This is a genomic window from Synechococcus sp. RSCCF101 (assembly GCF_008807075.1).
Classification (GTDB): Bacteria; Cyanobacteriota; Cyanobacteriia; order PCC-6307; family Cyanobiaceae; genus RSCCF101.
On sequence record NZ_CP035632.1, the window covers coordinates 1,059,882 to 1,076,866 of the forward strand.

The 16,985-nt window shown below is 70.2% G+C and carries 14 protein-coding genes; 9 read left to right on the forward strand and 5 right to left on the reverse strand.

The window, feature by feature from the left end; genetic code table 11:
- Positions 1-110: 110 nt before the first annotated feature.
- From EVJ50_RS05200 to EVJ50_RS05210, 3 genes are all read left to right on the forward strand, one after another.
- Positions 111-1,088, forward strand: a complete 978-nt coding sequence (locus tag EVJ50_RS05200; protein WP_150882690.1) for a SpoIID/LytB domain-containing protein — start codon at positions 111-113, stop codon at positions 1,086-1,088.
- Positions 1,078-1,980 carry an ATP adenylyltransferase gene (locus tag EVJ50_RS05205; protein ID WP_225323097.1) on the forward strand — a complete coding sequence of 301 codons (903 nt, stop codon included), beginning with the start codon at positions 1,078-1,080 and terminating at the stop codon, positions 1,978-1,980. The genes EVJ50_RS05200 and EVJ50_RS05205 overlap by 11 nt, the downstream gene beginning before the upstream one ends.
- Before the next feature lie 93 nt (positions 1,981-2,073).
- On the forward strand, positions 2,074-2,850 hold the full coding sequence (locus tag EVJ50_RS05210; RefSeq protein ID WP_150882692.1) for a sigma-70 family RNA polymerase sigma factor: 777 nt from the start codon (positions 2,074-2,076) through the stop codon (positions 2,848-2,850).
- On the opposite strand, the gene EVJ50_RS05215 is transcribed toward EVJ50_RS05210, so the two are convergent.
- On the reverse strand, positions 2,799-3,005 hold the full coding sequence (locus EVJ50_RS05215) for a sigma factor SigF (protein ID WP_150882694.1): 207 nt from the start codon (positions 3,003-3,005) through the stop codon (positions 2,799-2,801). The genes EVJ50_RS05210 and EVJ50_RS05215 overlap by 52 nt on opposite strands.
- Positions 3,006-3,275: 270 nt before the next feature.
- Here EVJ50_RS05215 and EVJ50_RS05220 point away from each other — a divergent pair, with 270 nt between their 5' ends.
- The gene (locus tag EVJ50_RS05220; protein ID WP_150882696.1) at positions 3,276-4,910 is read left to right on the forward strand and encodes a DUF3370 family protein; all 1,635 of its coding nucleotides are present in this window, start codon (positions 3,276-3,278) and stop codon (positions 4,908-4,910) included.
- Between the two features lie 24 nt (positions 4,911-4,934).
- Positions 4,935-6,008 (forward strand): molecular chaperone DnaJ, encoded by a 1,074-nt coding sequence (locus EVJ50_RS05225; protein WP_150882698.1) that lies wholly within the window; start codon positions 4,935-4,937, stop codon positions 6,006-6,008.
- Positions 6,009-7,218: 1,210 nt separating this feature from the next.
- On the opposite strand, the gene EVJ50_RS05230 is transcribed toward EVJ50_RS05225, so the two are convergent.
- Complete coding sequence (locus EVJ50_RS05230; RefSeq protein ID WP_150882699.1) at positions 7,219-7,713, reverse strand: allophycocyanin subunit alpha-B; 495 nt, start codon at positions 7,711-7,713, stop codon at positions 7,219-7,221.
- 136 nt (positions 7,714-7,849) lie between these two features.
- On the opposite strand from EVJ50_RS05230, the gene rlmD reads away from it, so the two are divergent.
- Positions 7,850-9,265: a 23S rRNA (uracil(1939)-C(5))-methyltransferase RlmD gene (gene rlmD / locus EVJ50_RS05235; protein WP_225323098.1), complete on the forward strand. Its 1,416-nt coding sequence runs from the start codon at positions 7,850-7,852 to the stop codon at positions 9,263-9,265.
- Here rlmD and pheT read toward each other — a convergent pair.
- A complete protein-coding gene (gene pheT, locus EVJ50_RS05240) occupies positions 9,243-11,702 on the reverse strand; it encodes a phenylalanine--tRNA ligase subunit beta (RefSeq protein WP_150882703.1) in 2,460 nt (819 codons plus the stop codon). The genes rlmD and pheT overlap by 23 nt on opposite strands.
- A gap of 128 nt (positions 11,703-11,830) precedes the next feature.
- On the opposite strand from pheT, the gene rpmG reads away from it, so the two are divergent.
- The 3 genes from rpmG (at position 11,831) to EVJ50_RS05255 (ending at position 14,452) form a co-directional block, all read left to right on the forward strand.
- Positions 11,831-12,025, forward strand: a complete 195-nt coding sequence (gene rpmG, locus EVJ50_RS05245; RefSeq protein ID WP_150882705.1) for a 50S ribosomal protein L33 — start codon at positions 11,831-11,833, stop codon at positions 12,023-12,025.
- A gap of 117 nt (positions 12,026-12,142) precedes the next feature.
- Complete coding sequence (gene rpsR / locus EVJ50_RS05250; protein WP_150882706.1) at positions 12,143-12,364, forward strand: 30S ribosomal protein S18; 222 nt, start codon at positions 12,143-12,145, stop codon at positions 12,362-12,364.
- 33 nt (positions 12,365-12,397) lie between these two features.
- Positions 12,398-14,452 (forward strand): ribonuclease catalytic domain-containing protein, encoded by a 2,055-nt coding sequence (locus EVJ50_RS05255; protein WP_225323099.1) that lies wholly within the window; start codon positions 12,398-12,400, stop codon positions 14,450-14,452.
- 1 nt (position 14,453) lies between these two features.
- Here EVJ50_RS05255 and EVJ50_RS05260 read toward each other — a convergent pair whose 3' ends face one another.
- Together EVJ50_RS05260 and EVJ50_RS05265 are read right to left on the reverse strand one after the other, a co-directional pair.
- Positions 14,454-16,268: an FAD-dependent oxidoreductase gene (locus tag EVJ50_RS05260; RefSeq protein WP_150882708.1), complete on the reverse strand. Its 1,815-nt coding sequence runs from the start codon at positions 16,266-16,268 to the stop codon at positions 14,454-14,456.
- Positions 16,268-16,888, reverse strand: coding sequence for a Mo-dependent nitrogenase C-terminal domain-containing protein (locus tag EVJ50_RS05265; protein ID WP_150882710.1), 621 nt, complete (start codon positions 16,886-16,888; stop codon positions 16,268-16,270). Before EVJ50_RS05265 ends, EVJ50_RS05260 begins: the two co-directional genes overlap by 1 nt.
- Positions 16,889-16,985: the final 97 nt, after the last annotated feature.

A 16,985-nucleotide genomic window follows, 5' to 3' on the forward strand; every position in this document is an offset into this window, starting at 1 on the left:
CACGCGGCTCTGGAATCGGCGATGATCGCCGCTGCAGTGATGTCCGGGCACCGGTGATCTGGCCAGGTCCCATCCGCAATGGTCACGGGAGTCGCCTGGGCCGGCGCACCATGAGGGGCTCAAGCCGCGGATTCGCGGTGGCCGGAGCCCTGCTGCTCGCCCTGGGCGGGGGCATCGGGCTCGAGCGACTGCGCAGCGGCCCGGCCGGTCGGGTCGCTCTTTCCTGGCCATGGGCGCCGGAAGCGGCCTCCGCGGATGCGGAGGTCGCGCTGGCCACCCTGCTGGAGCGGCCCGAAGGCCCTGCGCGGACCGCCATCGATTCCGCTCGGGAATCCGAGCCGGCTCCTGCCGTCCCGCCGATCCCGGTGCCCGGCGAGGGGCTGGTGATCCGGGTGGGGCTGGTCAGCCAGGGCCGGCAGGCCAGCCTGGGCGGAACGGCCGCCTGGACGTGCACCCGCTCCGATGGCGGGCGGCTGCAGATGCCTGCGGGAGGTAGCAGGGGCCTGGGCCCCATCCTCGCCGGCCGTGGCTCGGCGTTGTGCCGGTCGGTCCCGGGTGGAACGCTCACGGTCAATGGCACCGCCTACGCCGGTGAGCTGCAGCTGTTCGCGGGCGATGGGGGCGCCACGATCGTCAACAACCTGCCGCTCGAGGACTACATCGCCTCGGTGGTGGGCGCCGAGATGCCGGCGAGCTGGCCCGAGCACGCCCTCCGAGCCCAGGCCGTGGCCGCACGCTCCTATGCCCTGGCCCACATGGCCAGACCGGCGACGACCCTGTTCCACCTCGGCGACACCACCCGCTGGCAGGCATACCGGGGTCTGGCCAGCCGCCATCCGCGCACGCGTCAGGCCGCGGCCGACACCGAGGGGATGATCCTCAGTTTCCGGGGCGGCATCGTGGAGAGCCTCTATGCCGCCACCGACGGCATCAGCCGGGAGGCCCATGGCCACCTCGGCGCCAGCATGAGCCAGCACGGCGCCCGGACGCTGGCGGAGCGGGGACTCACTTACGTGCAGATTCTGGGGCGCTACTACCAGGGCGCGTCGCTGGCGCGACTGAACCGGTCGACGGGCCGTGAGAGCTGACTCCTCCCTCCCGCCGGTCCCGCCTGGAGCCTGGCCCGGCTCCAGGGACCTGCTGGAGAGGGCGCTGCAGCGCTCCAGAAGCGCCCTGTCGGCAGGAGCGCTGATCCCACTGGAGACCTGCCTGGAACGGGAACCGGCCCTGGAGCCGTTCCAGGTGCGCCACCTGCTCAGCCGCACCCCCAAGCATCTGCGGGAGCCGGGTCCGAGAGCGAATCCCTTCCTGCCCTGGGACTCGCGCCTGGAGGTGGAGCGCTTCGACACGGGTCACGTGGTGCTGCTGAACAAGTTCCCCGTGCAGCCCGGCCATCTGCTGCTGATCACCGACCACTGGCAGCCTCAGGACGGCTGGCTCAACGCGAGGGACTGGGCCGCCATGGCCCGGATGGAGAGCGACACAAGCGGGCTCTGGTTCTTCAACAGCTGCGGCGCGGCCGGAGCGAGCCAGCCCCATCGCCACCTTCAGCTGCTGCCGCGCAGTGGCTCCGAGCGGGCCTGCCCGCTGGAGCAGCGCTACCGGCTCGGCGCCGAACGGGCGGCGCGGGGCAGCGGCCATCAGCGTCTGGATCCCTGGTGGGCGATGGTGAGCCCGAGGCGGGAGCGGGACCCGGCGCGGCGCGCCGGCGAGCTGGCGGGCCTGTACCGGCATCACCTGGGCGTCCTGGACTGCGGCAGCCCGGAGCAGCAGGTCCGTCCGGCAGCGCCCTACAACCTGCTCATCACGCCGGACTGGTTTCTCACCATTCGGCGTCGCCGTGAACGGCAGGCCGGTATCAGCGTCAACGCGCTCGGATTCGCCGGCTACCTGCTCACCACCGAGCGGGCCGATCGGGACTGGCTCCGCCGCCATGGGGGTGATGGGCTGCTGCAGGAGGTGGTGGCCACGGTTCCGTAGTTCCACGGTTGTCGGCGGCGGGGCGTTTCTGGGTGGCTGAAAGGAGGGAGAGGCCGATCAGCGCCGCTCCTCCGTTCCCTCACCCCGCCAGCCATGGCCATGCTCTGCCCCTCCACCGTCCGCCCCCTGCCGGAACGGCCGTCCGACACGATTCGCCCCCTGGAACCGGCGCGGCGCAACCGACGGGTCGCCCGCTACAGGGAGCTGGTCCGACCATTGGCGGTCCACTACGCCCGCTGCAGCAACCAGGAGCTCGAGGATCTGATCCAGGTGGGACTGATGGGCCTGATGCGGGCCGCCGAGGGCTTCGACGACAGTCGCCAGGACTGCTTTCCGGCCTACGCCCGATCCCACATCCGGGGGGCGATCCTGCACTACCTGCGGGATCAGGCGCCGGTCATCCGGCTGCCGCGCCGCCAGGTGGAGCTCGAGAAGAGCGTGCGGCGCTTGGAGGGCCGGGCTCACGGCGTGGCAGATGCACCGTTGACGCCCCTGGAGATCGCCGCACGGCTGGGCATGGACGCAGCGGCGTGGCAGCGCTTCGAGCGCAACAGGCAGCTCAGCCGGATCACGAGCCTGGAGGGGATCGACCGGCCCGATGTCAGCCCCTCGGAAGAGCCCGAGAACAGGGAGCGACGGGACCGGGTCGCGCGTGCCCTGAATCAGCTGGAACCCTGCAGGCGCCGGATCGTTGCCGCCGTGGTGATGGAGGGCCGGAGCCTGAGGCAGGTGGGGGCCGAGCTGGGGATCAGCCCGATGACGGTGCAGCGACGGCTGAAGAGCGCCCTGGCGGAACTGGCCCGCAGCCTGGCTGATCTTCAGGACTGGGGAGCCTGCTCGGAGGGTGCGGCCGCATCCCGGTCGATCTGAGACTGGAGGGCGCTGATGGCCCCGTCGAGGGCCGCCAGCTGACGCTCGAGACCGTCCCGCCAGAACTGCAGCATCGACAGCTTGCGTTGCTGATGGCGGCGACGGGCGTCCAGGTGGTCGCCGGACCCGGAGCAGCAGGTGAAGGGAGGCAGCATTCCCAGCGAGGAGTGAATCGGGCTGGTTCTAGCGACTGGCCTGCGGCCACCGGGGCCGGGGGTGTGAGCCTCACCGGGTGGCCGGGCCGGGTCGGCCGGGCGTCCCGGCCACTTATGGTCCGCCGCAGTACGCCGGATCCGCTTGTGGCACGCGAGGACTCGACGCCCTCGCCACGCCTGTCAAGGGCCTGGCAGCCAAAACAATTCCGAGAATCGGCGTCCTCCCGCGGGGCGCTGGTCAGGTTGGAGAGAGGTGCACGGGCTGAGGCCATGCGGTTTGGAGTCGTTCTGCTGATCGGTGGCTGCCTGGCCCCCGGCCTGCTGCCCTCTGCAGCCGGGGCTTCGGTGGCCCTGATGGCCGGCCAGTCCGCCCGGCCACTCAACGGCCGCTTCAACAGCGTTCCGGTGCTCCACTCCAACCAGCCGGAGGAAGTTCATGGCCCCGGAATCCTGGTGGACACGGCTGCCGGCAGCGCCATCGCAGCCGAGACCGGCCAGCGTCTCGGCAACGCCACCTACACCTTCAATGGCGACTTCGGACTGCACGTCCACCACAAGTACTACCCATCCGACAGCAGCCGCCTCGGAGGGCGGCGGCGGCGCGGACTGCTGACGATCGCCACCGTCGTCACCAATCCCTCGGCGGCTCCGGTCACCCTCACGTTCGATCGCGGTGCGGTGCGCAACAGCTTCGAGGCGCCCTACCTCTCCAACAACCTGATGGGGGTGAAGCCGCTCGGGCCGCGTCCATGGAACACGGGTCCCGGTGACGCCACCGCCGTGCAGATGCTGCGCGGCAAGCTGGACCGGGATCTGCGGGAGCCCTTCGTCATCCCTCCCCGCAGCCAGAGGGTGCTGCTGGAGAAGGTCCTTCCAGCGCGCGGCATCGTCAATGCCCTGGTGCGGGGCCGCAGCGATGGCCCATTCACCATGGCTGTCGTGGCGGTCGAGGAGCGGAGCAGCGAGGCCGAGATCCTGGCGATGCTCAACAGCCGCCGGCTGGCTCCCGGGCGCATCTACCTCTCCCGCCTGGGAGAGATCAGCAACGGAACGGTCTTCTCCCGCGTGGCCGGTGTGGCCATCGGGGATGCGTACGACGCCAGCCTCAACCACGACCTCAGCCAGGGCCCGCTGCACGTCCCTCTCACCAGCACCCGTCGCACCCACTTCGGGACCAACGACATCCAGGTGAACCGGCTGGCCAGCCGCATGATCGACTCGTCGGTGAACAACGTCGGCACCTACGGAGTCCGCTTCGATGTGGATCTGGCCCTGCAGGGCGAAGGCCCGCACGAACTGGTGCTCAGCCACCCCGTGCTCGCCGATCGACCCGCGTTCACCGCCTTCCGGGGGTCGATCGGGATCGAGACGCGTGAGGGCTATCGGGAAGTACACGTGGGCATGCGATCCGGCCAGAGCCTGCCTCTCACCACGCTGGATCTGAAGCCGGGTGTGACCAACCCGGTCACGGTGAGCCTCGTCTACCCGGCGGATGCCACGCCCGGCCACCTTCTGAGCGTGGTGCCCCGGCAGCAGCTGGCCCTCCTGCAGCGGCGCGTGACGGCTCAGCCCGCGCCGGCCGCCGCACACGAGCCCCCCCCGGCGGCGGTCACGCCCCGGCCAGCCGTTGCGCCCGCTCAGCCCGCACCGGCGACGGCGCCCCCGATCGTGCCGACGACCACGGGAACAACGCTGATGCCGGCCCGTCCCACACCGCCGACGGCGCCCACCCCCCCCGCGGTGCCCACCGCGGCGGCGGCCCCACCGGTGCGCACCCTTCCGCCGATCCCCGCCGCCCGACCCACTCCCACGGCGATCCGAAGCGAGCGGGCGGAGCTGCAGCGGCGCTATCAGCAGGCCATCGAAGCCCAGCGGGCCTGGTTGCGGGAACTGCAGGCCCGGTAGGCTCCCAGAGCGGAACGCGGACGGGTGGCGCAGCCTTCACAACCTTCCCGCCGGCGCATCACCCTCACGCTTCCGGACACGCTGCTGGAGCAGATCGATGCGCTGAAGCAGCAATGGGGGCTGCGCAGTCGCGGCGACATCCTGACCCGGCTGCTGGAGGAGCTCTTCGAAGACAGGCCGCTCGATTCCGAAGCGGATGACGATGGGCTCTCCTCCAGCCTCGAGGACGAGCTCGATACCCAGGGAGCGCTGGTGCTGCTCCGGACTGGCGATCTGGAACGCCTCGGACCGGAGGACGAGGGCGCCCCTGGGGCCGACGAGCCGGCGGGAACCGGCGCTTCGGACGCTGGGCCGACGCCAGGAGCACGGCCTCCGCAACCGGCTGGAGCTTCCCATCGGGGCCGGGGCCTCGGCATCGACCTGCCGGGATTCGTGCGGTCCCGCTCCAGCCGGCTGCGGAACAGTCTTCGTCCGCCCGAACGGAATGGCAACGCCCTCGAGGAGGCACATCCGGGCCTGGTCGCCCTGAATCAGGAGCAGCTGGAGGCCGCGCTGCTGGAGGTGACCCAGCACTGGCAGAGCCTCTACGGCCAGCCTCCCGGACAACCGGTGCTGGATGCCGCCCTGCAGTGGCTCCAGGCGGAGATCTGGGGTCAGAGCGAACTGGCGGAGGGACAGCCCTTCACCTGGAACCAGCTGGACCGCGTGATGGTGACGATCAGCCCGTCCTGGCCGGTCGGAGCCCCGACCTTCGCCAGCGCGATCGTGGCCGCCGGGATGCTGGAGGACCCCTTCGGTGGCGACAGCCTGGGGGCGCGGGTGCCCACGCTGATCCGGCGCTTCGTGCATCGCTTCCGCCGCCGGCGGCGCGGCACCTCCTTCGAGGCGCTGGAGCAGACGATGAGCATCCACAGCGCTCTGCGTCTGCTGGGTCTCCCCACCACACCCGGTGAAGCGATGACGCTGCAGCGCATCCGCGATGCGTTTCGTGAGCAGGCCATGGACCACCACCCGGATTCCGGTGGCTCCACCGAACAGATGCGCCGCCTCAACGAGGCCTATCAGCTCCTCAAGGAGTGCTACCGGGCACGCCGCTGAACCGCCCACCGAGACGTCGCAGAGACATCAGCCGAGACACAGCCCTGGACCAGAACTGAGACCAGGTCGCGACAGTCGAGACCCGCTTCTGGGCAGTCCAGGCAGGGGTTGATTCCCGAAGAGGCGCGACCAACGCCCAAGCCAGAGCCTCGCGCCGGATGACGTCGCCCCGAACCTGTCCCTGTCCTGTCCAACACCAGATGGACCCGACCAGAACCCCTGCCACAACTGGGATGAAGAGCCCTGCGTCACTGTCGAAGACACAGATACGCAAGCCTCAGGCGCGGTCACCACAACGCAGCGAGTCGGCGCTCTGACGGCACCGGCCGATCGAATCAACGACATCGACAGCGAACCGACCCCCTCCCGATCCGCGCGAAAGAGACGCCAGAAGAGAAAGAAAGAAACACCAACTCAGGGAGACACCAACAGGAACTGAAGGAGAACGCCTGAGGGGACGAAAGAGTGAAAGAGAGCGACGGCGCGCGTGAGAGAGCACGGCAGCCGGAGAGAGAGGGGCCTGCGCGACAACCCAACAGGACGGCCGAGGAGAGTGTGGCCTGCAGGACGCGACAGAGACCAGGAGAACCCAACAACGGCCAGCAGAACACGACAGCCGCGAGGAGAGCGATCCCAGCCCACGCAGATGAGACCCAGTCCTGGTCCCATACCCAGACCAGTGCGCGACAACGTCGACCGATTCAGGCCACGACCGACCTGCGTGCTCGCGCCCCCGAGAGAGCATCACAGGCCTGGGGAGTCCAAGCGCTCAGGCGGGGAAGACACCTCAGCGCGGCGCCAGAAAAAGGCGCAGCCAGCTCGCCTGAGACCCGGACCGAGTCCAAGCCCTGATCCCATCCATACACAGCGAGACAAGGCACAGAGCACAGGACACAGGAGCCGAGAGACCAAGCAGGAGCGGGCCGAAGCGCTCGCAGGCATCTCAAGCCGGTCTCATCCTCGGTCTCGCAGACGATCCCACCTGGGATGCCCTGGACTCCTGGGCTGGGGTGCCTCGCCACACCAGAGCACCGGCGCCGACATCGACGTGCGCCTGGGATGTGAGTGCCGGGTGGGATGTGAGTGCCGGTCAGCCTCAGACACAGCAAAACCCTGCCCAGTGCGGCTCAGGCCACAGCAGGGCAGGGTCGCCTCAACAACGCCAGACGATCAGAGGGGGTCGTAAGGGCGGACGCCCGGGCAGCGAGGATCAGCTGCTGGTCTGCATCCCCTGAATCAGGAAATCGAAGTAGGGAGCGGCCATGGCGGCCTCGTCCTGGGACAGGAGGTCGAGGGAGGCCTCCCGCATGCAACGCATGGACTCCACCATGCCCTGCATCGGCACACCGAGGCTGTTGTACATCTCGCGGGCACCGATCAGCCCGATCGACTGGATCAGCTCGGTGCTGCCGGCGAGCACGCCGTAGGTGACCAGACGCAGGTACCAGCTGAAGTCGCGCAGGCACTGGGCCCGCTGCTTGGAGCCGTAGGCGTTGCCACCCGGAGCGACATAGTCGGGTTTGCGCTTGAACAGCTGGGTGGAGGATTGCTGAACGATCTTCTTCTCGTTCTCGGTCAGGATCTTCACGATGGTGAGCCGCTTCTCGCCGCCGGCGAGGAAGGCCTCCATCGAACGCAGTTCGCCGCTGCTGGGATAACGCAGATCGTCATCAGCCTGGAGAATCAGATCGCGGACGACGCTCATCACGGGGTTCTGACTGGAGCAGATCCTAGGCACCGGAGCCCGTTGGAACGGGTCGGCGGAGCCAGGCGTAATCAAGTGTTGAGCTGGCTCCTGAGGGCCGGCGAGAATGGCATCGAGGACCTCCGCCCCTTCCGCCTTGAACAGTGCGTCCCCGCATCAGGGCCGGGTGGTGGAGCTTGAGGTCACGGATCTCACCCTGGCCGGGGAGGGAATCGGACGCCACGGCGGCGAAGTGGTCTTTGTCCCCGACCTGCTGCCGGGCGAGCGCGGCCGCGTGCGGCTGCACCATCGCCACCGGCGTCACTGGAGCGCTCAGCTGCTGGAACGGGTCAGCCGGAGTCCCCACCGCCGGACTCCACCCTGCACCGTGGCCTCACGCTGCGGCGGCTGCACCCTCCAGCACCTCGACGACGGCCGCCAGAGGGAGTGGAAGCGGAGCCAGGTGGCGCAGGCCCTCGAGCGGATCGGTGGGCTGCGCGTCGCGGTGGAGCCGCTGCTGGCTCCGGCCTCCGGCCTGGGGTACCGCAACAAGGCCCTGGTGCCGCTGGATCGCGCCGGCGACGGCCGTCTCAGGGCCGGCTTCTATCAGAGGGGAAGCCACACGATCGTGGACATGGATCGCTGCCCGGTGCTCGATCCGCGGCTGGATCGGTTGCTGCCCCTGCTGAAGCAGGAGCTCGACGACCAGGGCTGGCCTGCCGATGTGGATCGGAGCCATGGCGGTGGTCTGCGCCATCTCGGACTGCGGATCGGAACCCGCACCGGGCAGGTGCTGGTGCTTCTGATCTCCAGCCACGACAACCTGCCGGAACTGCAGCAGCTGGCAGACCGCTGGAGAACCCGCTGGCCCCAGATCGTGGGCGTGCTGCTCAATCTCCAGCCCGAACCCAGCAACGCGATCCTCGGCCCGGAGACGCGCACCATCTCAGGTTGCAGCTGGCTGGAGGAGCACTTCGCCGGACTGAGCCTGCGGATCGGGGCGGACACCTTCTTCCAGGTCAACACCGTTCAGGCCGAGCGGGTGGCGGGGCTGCTGGAGGACGCTCTGGGGCCGGTGCCCGGGCCGGCGGCCGGACCTCCATCGACGCTGATCGACGCGTACTGCGGCATCGGCACCTTCGCCCTGCCTCTGGCGCGCAGCCCGGAGCGGTGCCCCGGCGGCGTTCTGGGCCTCGAGCAGAGCGAGCGTTCGGTGGGCCAGGCCAATGCCAATGCCCTGCGCAATGGCCTGGAGGGCACGGCCCGGTTCGAGGCCTGTGATGTGGCGGAACGACTGCCCGACCTGCTGGCGGGGGCCCCGCCCGGGAGTGTGGACCTCGTGCTGGATCCGCCGAGACGCGGGCTCGAGGCTGCTCTGTGCAGCGCGATCGCGGCCCATCCGCCACGGCGGCTGGCCTACATCAGCTGCAATCCCGCCACCCTGGCCCGGGATCTGCAGCGCATCAGCAGCGGCAGCGATCTGCAGATCCGCTCCGTGCAGCCCATCGATTTCTTCCCCCAGACCACCCACGTGGAGTGTCTGGCCCTGCTCACTCGCGCAGACGGGCCTTGAAGCGCTTTCCGGCAGCGGCCAGAACCGCGTCGATGACGGGGGCCACATCCCCGTCGGTGAGGGTGCGGGACCGATCGCGGAAGCGCAGGCGGAAGGCCTGGCTGCAGACCCCCTCGCCCAGCTGCTCGGCCTCGAAGCGATCGACCAGCTCCGCCTGCTCCAGCAGGGGCCGGCCCGCCTTCAGCAGAACCTGAATCAACTCGGCCGCACCGACCTGGCTGGGCACGACGAGCGCGAGATCCCGCTCGACGACGGGGACCGTGGGGAACGGCGCGAAGCGGGGCTGCCAGCGGTTGGCGCGTGTGGCGGCGGTCAGCAGGCGATCCAGATCCAGATCGAAGAGATGAGTCGCCTCCGGCAGACCTTCGCTCCGGGCCAGGCGCGGGTGCAGGGCTCCGAACCAGCCCAGCGGCCGGCCCTCCAGCACCAGCTCGGCGGCTCGGCCCGGATGAAGACGGGGGTGGTTCGTCAGCGGCCGGTCCTGGATGGGCAGCCCCATGGCGAGCAGAGCGCGGCCGAGCACAGCACGGGCAGCGTGGTACCTGGGCGGGGAGGGTTTTCCATGGGTGCTCCAGCGCTCCAGGCGACGCTCACCGCAGATCACGCCGGCCAGACGGGCCACCTGCCGTTCGCGGGGATCGAGTGCAGCGCTGTCGCCGGCGGCGGGAGGGAAGATGTGCCCCATCTCGAAGGCCCAGAAGCCGGGCTGACTGGCCTGGAGATTGCGGCCGGCGGCCGCCAGCAGGGCGGGGATGAGATCGTCGCGGAGGTGACTCGCCTCAGCCAGAAGAGGGTTGGCGATGGCCACCCGACCGGAGCCGGTGCCGCTGACCAGGCTGGCGCTGGTTGTTTCCTGCAGCCCGGCCTGGACCAGGGCGACCCTCAGCCGTCGCTCCGCCTGCTGCCGGGCCGTGAGCCCGCCCGGGGTGAGAGGGGCCGGCAGATGGCTGGAGAAGCGATCAAAGCCGACCAGCCGGGCCACCTCCTCGATCAGATCCACCTCGCGCTGGAGATCGATGCGACGCGAAGGGGGCACCTGCACCCTCCAGCCGGCCTCCGTGGGCTCCAGCCCGCAACCCAGAGCCATGAGGGTGGCCTCGATGGTCGCGTCCTCCAGCGGGGATTCACCTTCAGGGGTCAGCAGGGGGCCGAGCAGGCGATGCAGGGCCTGCCGGCGCAGCAGCAGTGGGACCACCGGCTCGGCCGCCCGGCGATGCAGCCAGCGGTGGCCCACCCGGGCACCGCAGAGGTCCTGCAGCAGCGCAACCGCACGGCCTGCCGCCAGCTCGGCCACCTCCAGCGGCAGCCCCTTCTCGAAGCGGCTGCTCGATTCGGTGCGCACCCCGGCCTGGCGGGAACTGAGCCTCACCCGCGGCGGGGCGAACACGGCGGCTTCCAGCCAGATGGAGGTGGTCCCCTCGTGGACAGAACTCTCGCTGCCTCCGATCACCCCGGCGAGGGCCACGGGCACATCCCCGAACGTGACCAGGAGCGCCTGGTCTCCGAGCTCGAGGGTCTGACCATCGAGAGCTGTGAGCCGCTCGCCATCCCGCGCCATCCGCAGACCCACCGCCTCGGGGGCGGCGGAACCTGTCGCGAGCATCGCCAGGCGCTCCCGGTCGAAGGCATGCAGGGGCTGGCCCTGCTCGAGCATCACGTAATTGGTGACGTCGACCACGTTGTTGATCGGACGCTGGCCGGCCCTCAGCAGGGCCCGCTGCAGCCAGGCGGGTGAGGGACCGACCGTGATGCCGGTCAGTTCGGTGAGGCTGTAGAGGCCTCCCTCCTCCATCGCCGCCGCTGCCTGGGCGCTGACCGGCAGGCTGAGGGGAGCGGGCAGCTCGGCCGGCCGCGGCGGCTGTGCCTCGCTGCCGCACAGCGCAGCCACCTCCCGGGCGATCCCGAGCATGGAGAGGCCGTCGGGTCGGTTGGCCGTGATGGCCAGCTCGAGCACCACATCGTCGAGCCCGAGCAGCGGTGCCACCGGTTCACCGGGCCGCAGCGGACCATCCACCAGCTCCTCAAGGATGGCGATGCCACTGGAGCTGTCGCTCTGGCCGAGCTCCGCCAGAGAGCAGATCATGCCGCTGCTGGCCACACCCCTCAGGGTGCTGGCCTTGATGGTGAGCCCCACGGCGGGGAGGTGGCTTCCCACGGTGGCCACCGGCACATGGATGCCGGCCCGCACGTTCGATGCACCGCACACGATCTGAAGCGGGTCCCCGGCACCGATGGCCACCGTGCAGACGCTGAGCTTGTCGGCATCCGGATGGCGCTCGCAGGCGGTGACGGCTCCCACCACCACGCCCCGGGCCAGCGCGGCGAGGTCCTCCACCTCCTCCACCTCGAATCCGGCCACCGACAGGCGATCCGCGAGCTCCTCGGCTTCGAGATCGAACGCCACCAGCTGTCTCAGCCACTGAAGGGAGACGCGCATGCTGGGGTCCGGAAGCAGGCAGGATCTTAAGGATCAGCATCCAACCGGCCGACGACCGGGATGGCCCCGGCCGGGAGCTACTCTGGTCGATTGTCAATCGCTTCGCTCACGCGGCGCTACGTCCTTCCATGGCCAAGAACAAGGGCGTCCGGATCGTGATCACGCTCGAGTGCACGGAATGCCGGTCCAATCCCGCCAAGCGGTCGCCCGGGGTGTCCCGCTACACCACCGAGAAGAACCGTCGCAACACGACAGAACGTCTGGAGATCAAGAAGTTCTGCACCCACTGCAATCGCCACACGGCCCACAAGGAAATCAAGTGAGCCGCTGAGCCGGTCCGTTGAGGTCACTCGCCTGCATCGGCGATGGGACCCGGCGGGCCGACCGGCATGCACCAGCACCAGACGACACGTTCCCTCGCGATCCGCACCTTGCCACTGATGTCCAGTTCCTTTTTCAAGAAGCGCCTCTCGCCGATCAAGCCCGGTGATCCGATCGACTACAAGGATGTCGATCTGCTGAAGAAGTTCATCACCGAACGCGGCAAGATCCTCCCCCGCCGTCTCACCGGCCTCACCGCCCGGCAGCAGAGAGATCTCACCAACGCTGTGAAGCGGGCCCGCATCATGGCCCTGCTGCCGTTCGTCAATCCCGAGGGCTGATCGTCAGCCCGATGCCACGCCGCAGCTGATGCCTTGCCGGCCCCGCTGACCTTCAGCACCGGTGATCTGGTCGGTGTGGTGATCGACCGGCATCCCCGTCTCGGGGTGGTCCGGCAGGAGAGTGGCCGCCGCATCACCATCCAGCTCCAGGGTGAGCAGCGGGAGCGGAGCCTTCCCGGCCGCGATCTCACCCTTCTCGGCCATGATCCTCTCGGCGCGGCACGCAGCGTCGCCTCCAGGCCCTGGGCGATCACGGACACGACACTGCCGGCCTGGGCATGCCGCCGCGAACTGGCTGCCGCCTGGCTGCTGCTTCAGGGTGGCGAAGACGCCATCCAGCTGGAGGATCTGCTCGAGCTGCTGCTCACAGAACCCGATCCGGCCGGTGCCGGCCTGCTCTGGCTGGCCCTGCACGGAGCCCAGGACTTCTTCCGGCTGGGACGCGACGGCCGCCTGCAGGTGCGCGGCATGGCCGACATCCGCCGGCTGCGGCACCAGCGCCGGCGGGAACGCCTGAGCCTGGCCGCCCGGCAGCGATGGCTGGACGCGCTGTCCAGCCGCGATCCGGATCGCCTGAACGACGCTCTGCATGCACCGGAGGCCCACTCCGGACAGGACCTGCGCCTTCTCCAGAGCTGGGCGGCGAGCGCCGAAGCGTCCCTGGCGCCGCAGCTGCCGGAGGACCTCAGCCGCACCCTCCTGGCTGCCGGCATCACCATCAGCCCCGTCGCGATCCGCCGTCTGTTGGTGGAGCTCGGGCACTGGGACCGGCACGCGCTGCGCTGCATGGAGGGCAGCGCCTGGCTCGATGGCTTCAGCGAGACCCAGGAGGCCGAGGCGCAGCGGCTGTGCGAGGCGGCAGGCGAGGAGCAGCCGGGAGACCGCGAACGCCGGGATCTCTGCGGGCTCCGCTGCTTCACCCTCGATGATCCCGGCACCGAGGAGATCGACGACGCCGTCGGCATCAGCACCACGCCGGAGGGGGAGGAGCTGATCTGGGTGCACATCGCCGATCCGGCCCGCCTGATCGAGCCGGGGAGCCCGCTGGATCGGGAGGCCCGCCGACGCGCCACCAGCCTCTATCTGGCTTCGGGCACGATCCCGATGTTCCCGATGGCCCTTGCCCGGGGTCCCTTCAGCCTGCGCCAGGGCCTCCGCTGCCCGGCCTTCAGCGCTGCCATCCGCCTGGGTCCGGAGGGCGCCCTGCAGTCGGTGCAGCTGATGCGCAGCTGGATCCGGCCGACCTACAGGCTCAGTTACGAGGAGGGTCAGGAGCTGCTGGAGCTGGCCCCACCCGGTGATGACGACCTGCTGCGGCTGGAGCGGCTGCTCGACCGGCATCGCCAGCACCGGGTGACGCGGGGCGCGCTGCTGATGGAGCAGAACGAGGGTCGCCTGCGCAGCGAAGAGGGACGCGCCCTGGTGGAGGTCGTTGAGCCCAGCCGCGCCCGCAGCCTGGTGGCCGAGGCCATGATCCTGATGGGGGAGGCTGCGGCCCATGCCGCCATCGAGGAGCGGCTCTGCCTGCCCTTCCGCGGCCAGGTGCCGGCCGAACTGCCCCCCGAGACGGAACTGCTTGCCCTCCCGGCCGGGCCCGTGCGCCACTGCGCCATCCGGCGCTGCCTCAGCCGCGGCGTGATGGCGGCCACCCCACAGGCCCATTTCAGCCTCGGTCTGCCCGCCTACGTGCAGGCCACCTCTCCCATCCGCCGCTACACCGACCTGGTCTGCCACCGCCAGCTCCAGGCCGGGCTGGCCGGGGCTGCCGCCATGGACGAGGCCGAGCTCAGAGCCCTGCTCGATGACCTCGATCCCCCTCTGCGCCAGGCCTCCCAGATCGCCCGGGAGGACCAGCGGCACTGGCAGCAGGTCTGGTTCGAGCAGCACGCCCGGGACCGCTGGTCCGCGGTGTTCCTGCGCTGGCTGAGGCCTCAGGACGGCCTGGGACTGGTGCGCCTGGAGGAGGAGTGCCTCGAGGTGGCTGCCGGCTGCCCCGCCGCCTGCCAGCCGGGTGAGCGACTCGTGCTGACTGTTGCCGAGGCCGACAGCATCGCCGACCGACTGCAGCTCACCGCCAGCGGGCTGTGACTCACCCCACCAGCCGCGAGGCCCGCAGCCAGGGTCCCGCCGGATTGAGGCAGCCCACCAGTTCCACAGGCCGCGGCGCCTCGAGGCCTCGCAACCAGTGGTCCAGGCCCGGCTCCAGGGTGATGACCGGCAGGGGCCCATCGCTGGTCTCCAGCGCATAGCCCTCGGAGACCGAGCCCAGCAGCCGGCCGCGCAGCAGCCGCTCCAACGGCTCGGACTCTCCCTTCACCGGATCGGCCTGGGGCAGGTCCTCCAGCAGACCGGCTTCGGTCAGCCGCTCGGGCCGATCGATGAGTGACAGCTGGGACTCCCGCCAGCGTGGGTCATGCCAGGAGAGCTGCCACAGGGGGAACGGGCCGGCCGGCGCCTGAGGATCCTCGATCAGCGCCCGCTGAACCAGATCCGGACCGAGGTCGGCCGGCGCCTGCTCCAGGCTCACCGACAGGCCCGCCACCAGACCGGCCACCTGGCCGATGTTCATCACCAGCGGCTGCAGGCGGGTGGCACCGTTGGCGATGTGAGAGACGCTGATCGCCTTGTCGGCCACCAGCAGATTGCCCACCTCTGCACTGATGAGTGCACCGAGCGGAACGGTGAAGGGGGTGCCGGTCCAGCGCCCGCCCCAGCGGCAGCTCTTGGCGGCCAGTGGCCAGTCGCGACCGGGGTAGTGGTGGTCGTTGGCGTAGTTGCCCACCGCCACCGCCGAACAGCGGCCCTCGCGGTCGCGGGGCAGCGGAGCGATCGCACAGCCACCGTCCTGCGGCAGCAGCTGCTGCTCGGTGAGCAGTTCGCGCCCGATCAGGCGGCGCCCTTCGCGCCAGTAGGGCATCAGGGCCAGGCAGTGGCGGCCGTGCAGCACACCCTCCGGCACACCTCCCGGACGGGGCTCGGGATCGGGGAAACAGCCGGCGGGGCTCACCCAGCCGCCCGAGGCGGCCTCGAGGGCTGCCGCGAAGGCGGTGCTGTGGCGCTGCATGTCGAGGGCCAGCTCCTGCTCCTGCGCCGGATCCTCCGAAAAGGCCCGCTGCAGGCCGTCGCCCCAGTCGTTGCCCTGCAGGGGCCAGTTGAGCATCACCATTCCCTCCGGCAGGCGGCCGTAGGTGAGGGTGCGTTCCAGCCCGAAGCGATCGAGGCTGCCGGCGAAGGGATCCGGCATCGGCAGCAGGGGCGCGCTGGGAGGGGCCACGCCCGTGAGCTGACCCATCACCACCCAGGTGGGCGACTGGATCGGGTGGGCGGCGAAAAAGGGATCCCGCGCCAGATCGGCCGCCGCAGGAGCGCTGGGTTCCTGCCACGCCTCGTGCGGTTCCCAGCCCCAGCGATGGGCCACGCCGGCCAGGGGAAAGGTGTCACCGCGGTCGCTCCCATCGATGAGGCAGTCGAAGCTGAGGCCCTGCTCCCCCTCCGGCGTGGCCACCCTGAGGCGGGTGAGGCGGTCGCCGCTGCGGCCGATCTCCAGGAGCCGGCAGCCCGGAATCCAGACGAGCCTGGACTCGGCCCGCACCCAGTGCCGGAGGATCGCCTCGGCGGTGGCCGGTCGGTAGCCGAAGCAGCTGACCCAGTTGTGGTCGAGTCCTTCGGGTTCGGCCCGCCGCAGGGCCCGCAGGAACGCGCCCCAGAGCCCGGTCTGCCAGCAGCTCAGTTCGTTGCCGTCGGGGCAGGTGACCCCCGCGGCACTGACCATGCCGCCGAGCCAGGAGCCCGGTGTGAGCAGGCAGGTGGCGGCCCCCATCCGGGCGGCCTGAAGGGCGGCGGCCACCCCACCGGTGCCGCCGCCCCAGACCACGACGGGAACATGGGCCTGGGCGATGGCCATCACCGGGCGTCCATGGCGCCGCTGCCCTCGCTGCCGTCCTGCTCCAGCCGCTCGAGCGCACGGAAGCGCAGGCCCACCAGCTGGTCATAGAGGGGGTTGATCTTGCACATCGGCGGGATGTGCACCAGCTTGTGGCCGAACAGGGTGATGTCCCGCTCGAACGGACACTGGGAGGGAATCATCTTCACCAGAAAGCGGGCCATCTGGGGATTGGTCGGCTGGAAATCATCCAGCCAGTGACGCAGCCGATCCAGCGGCTGAGCATGGGTGTGCGGCCCACAGGCCTCCAGATGGTCGAGCACGTGTCCGCCCACACCGAGCACCTCGGACCAATGCTGCAACAGCGCCAGCTCCGGTTCGCTGATGTGCCCATCGGCGAGGGCCACCACCGTGGCGCTGCGCAGGAACTGCTCCGCCTCCTCGCCATCGCCGCCGAAGGCCTGCTTCAGGGCGGCATCGTCCGGGGCCACCAGATCCTCGAGGCTCAGCCCGGGGAGCTCCTCGCGCAGCTGGTCCGCCAGCAGCTGCTGTTCCTGCGGAGAGAAGTCACCATCGGCCAGGGCCAGAGCGTGCAGGCAGCCGAGCCAGGCCTGGGAGAGAGCGGGGGAATGCGAGGACATGGCCTGCGCGGGGTGGGGAGGAGGAGCGGGAGCGGCCGGATAGGATCCGCCGTCGGCGCGGGCTCGCATGTGCGGCGCAGCCGTCCAGACGATCACC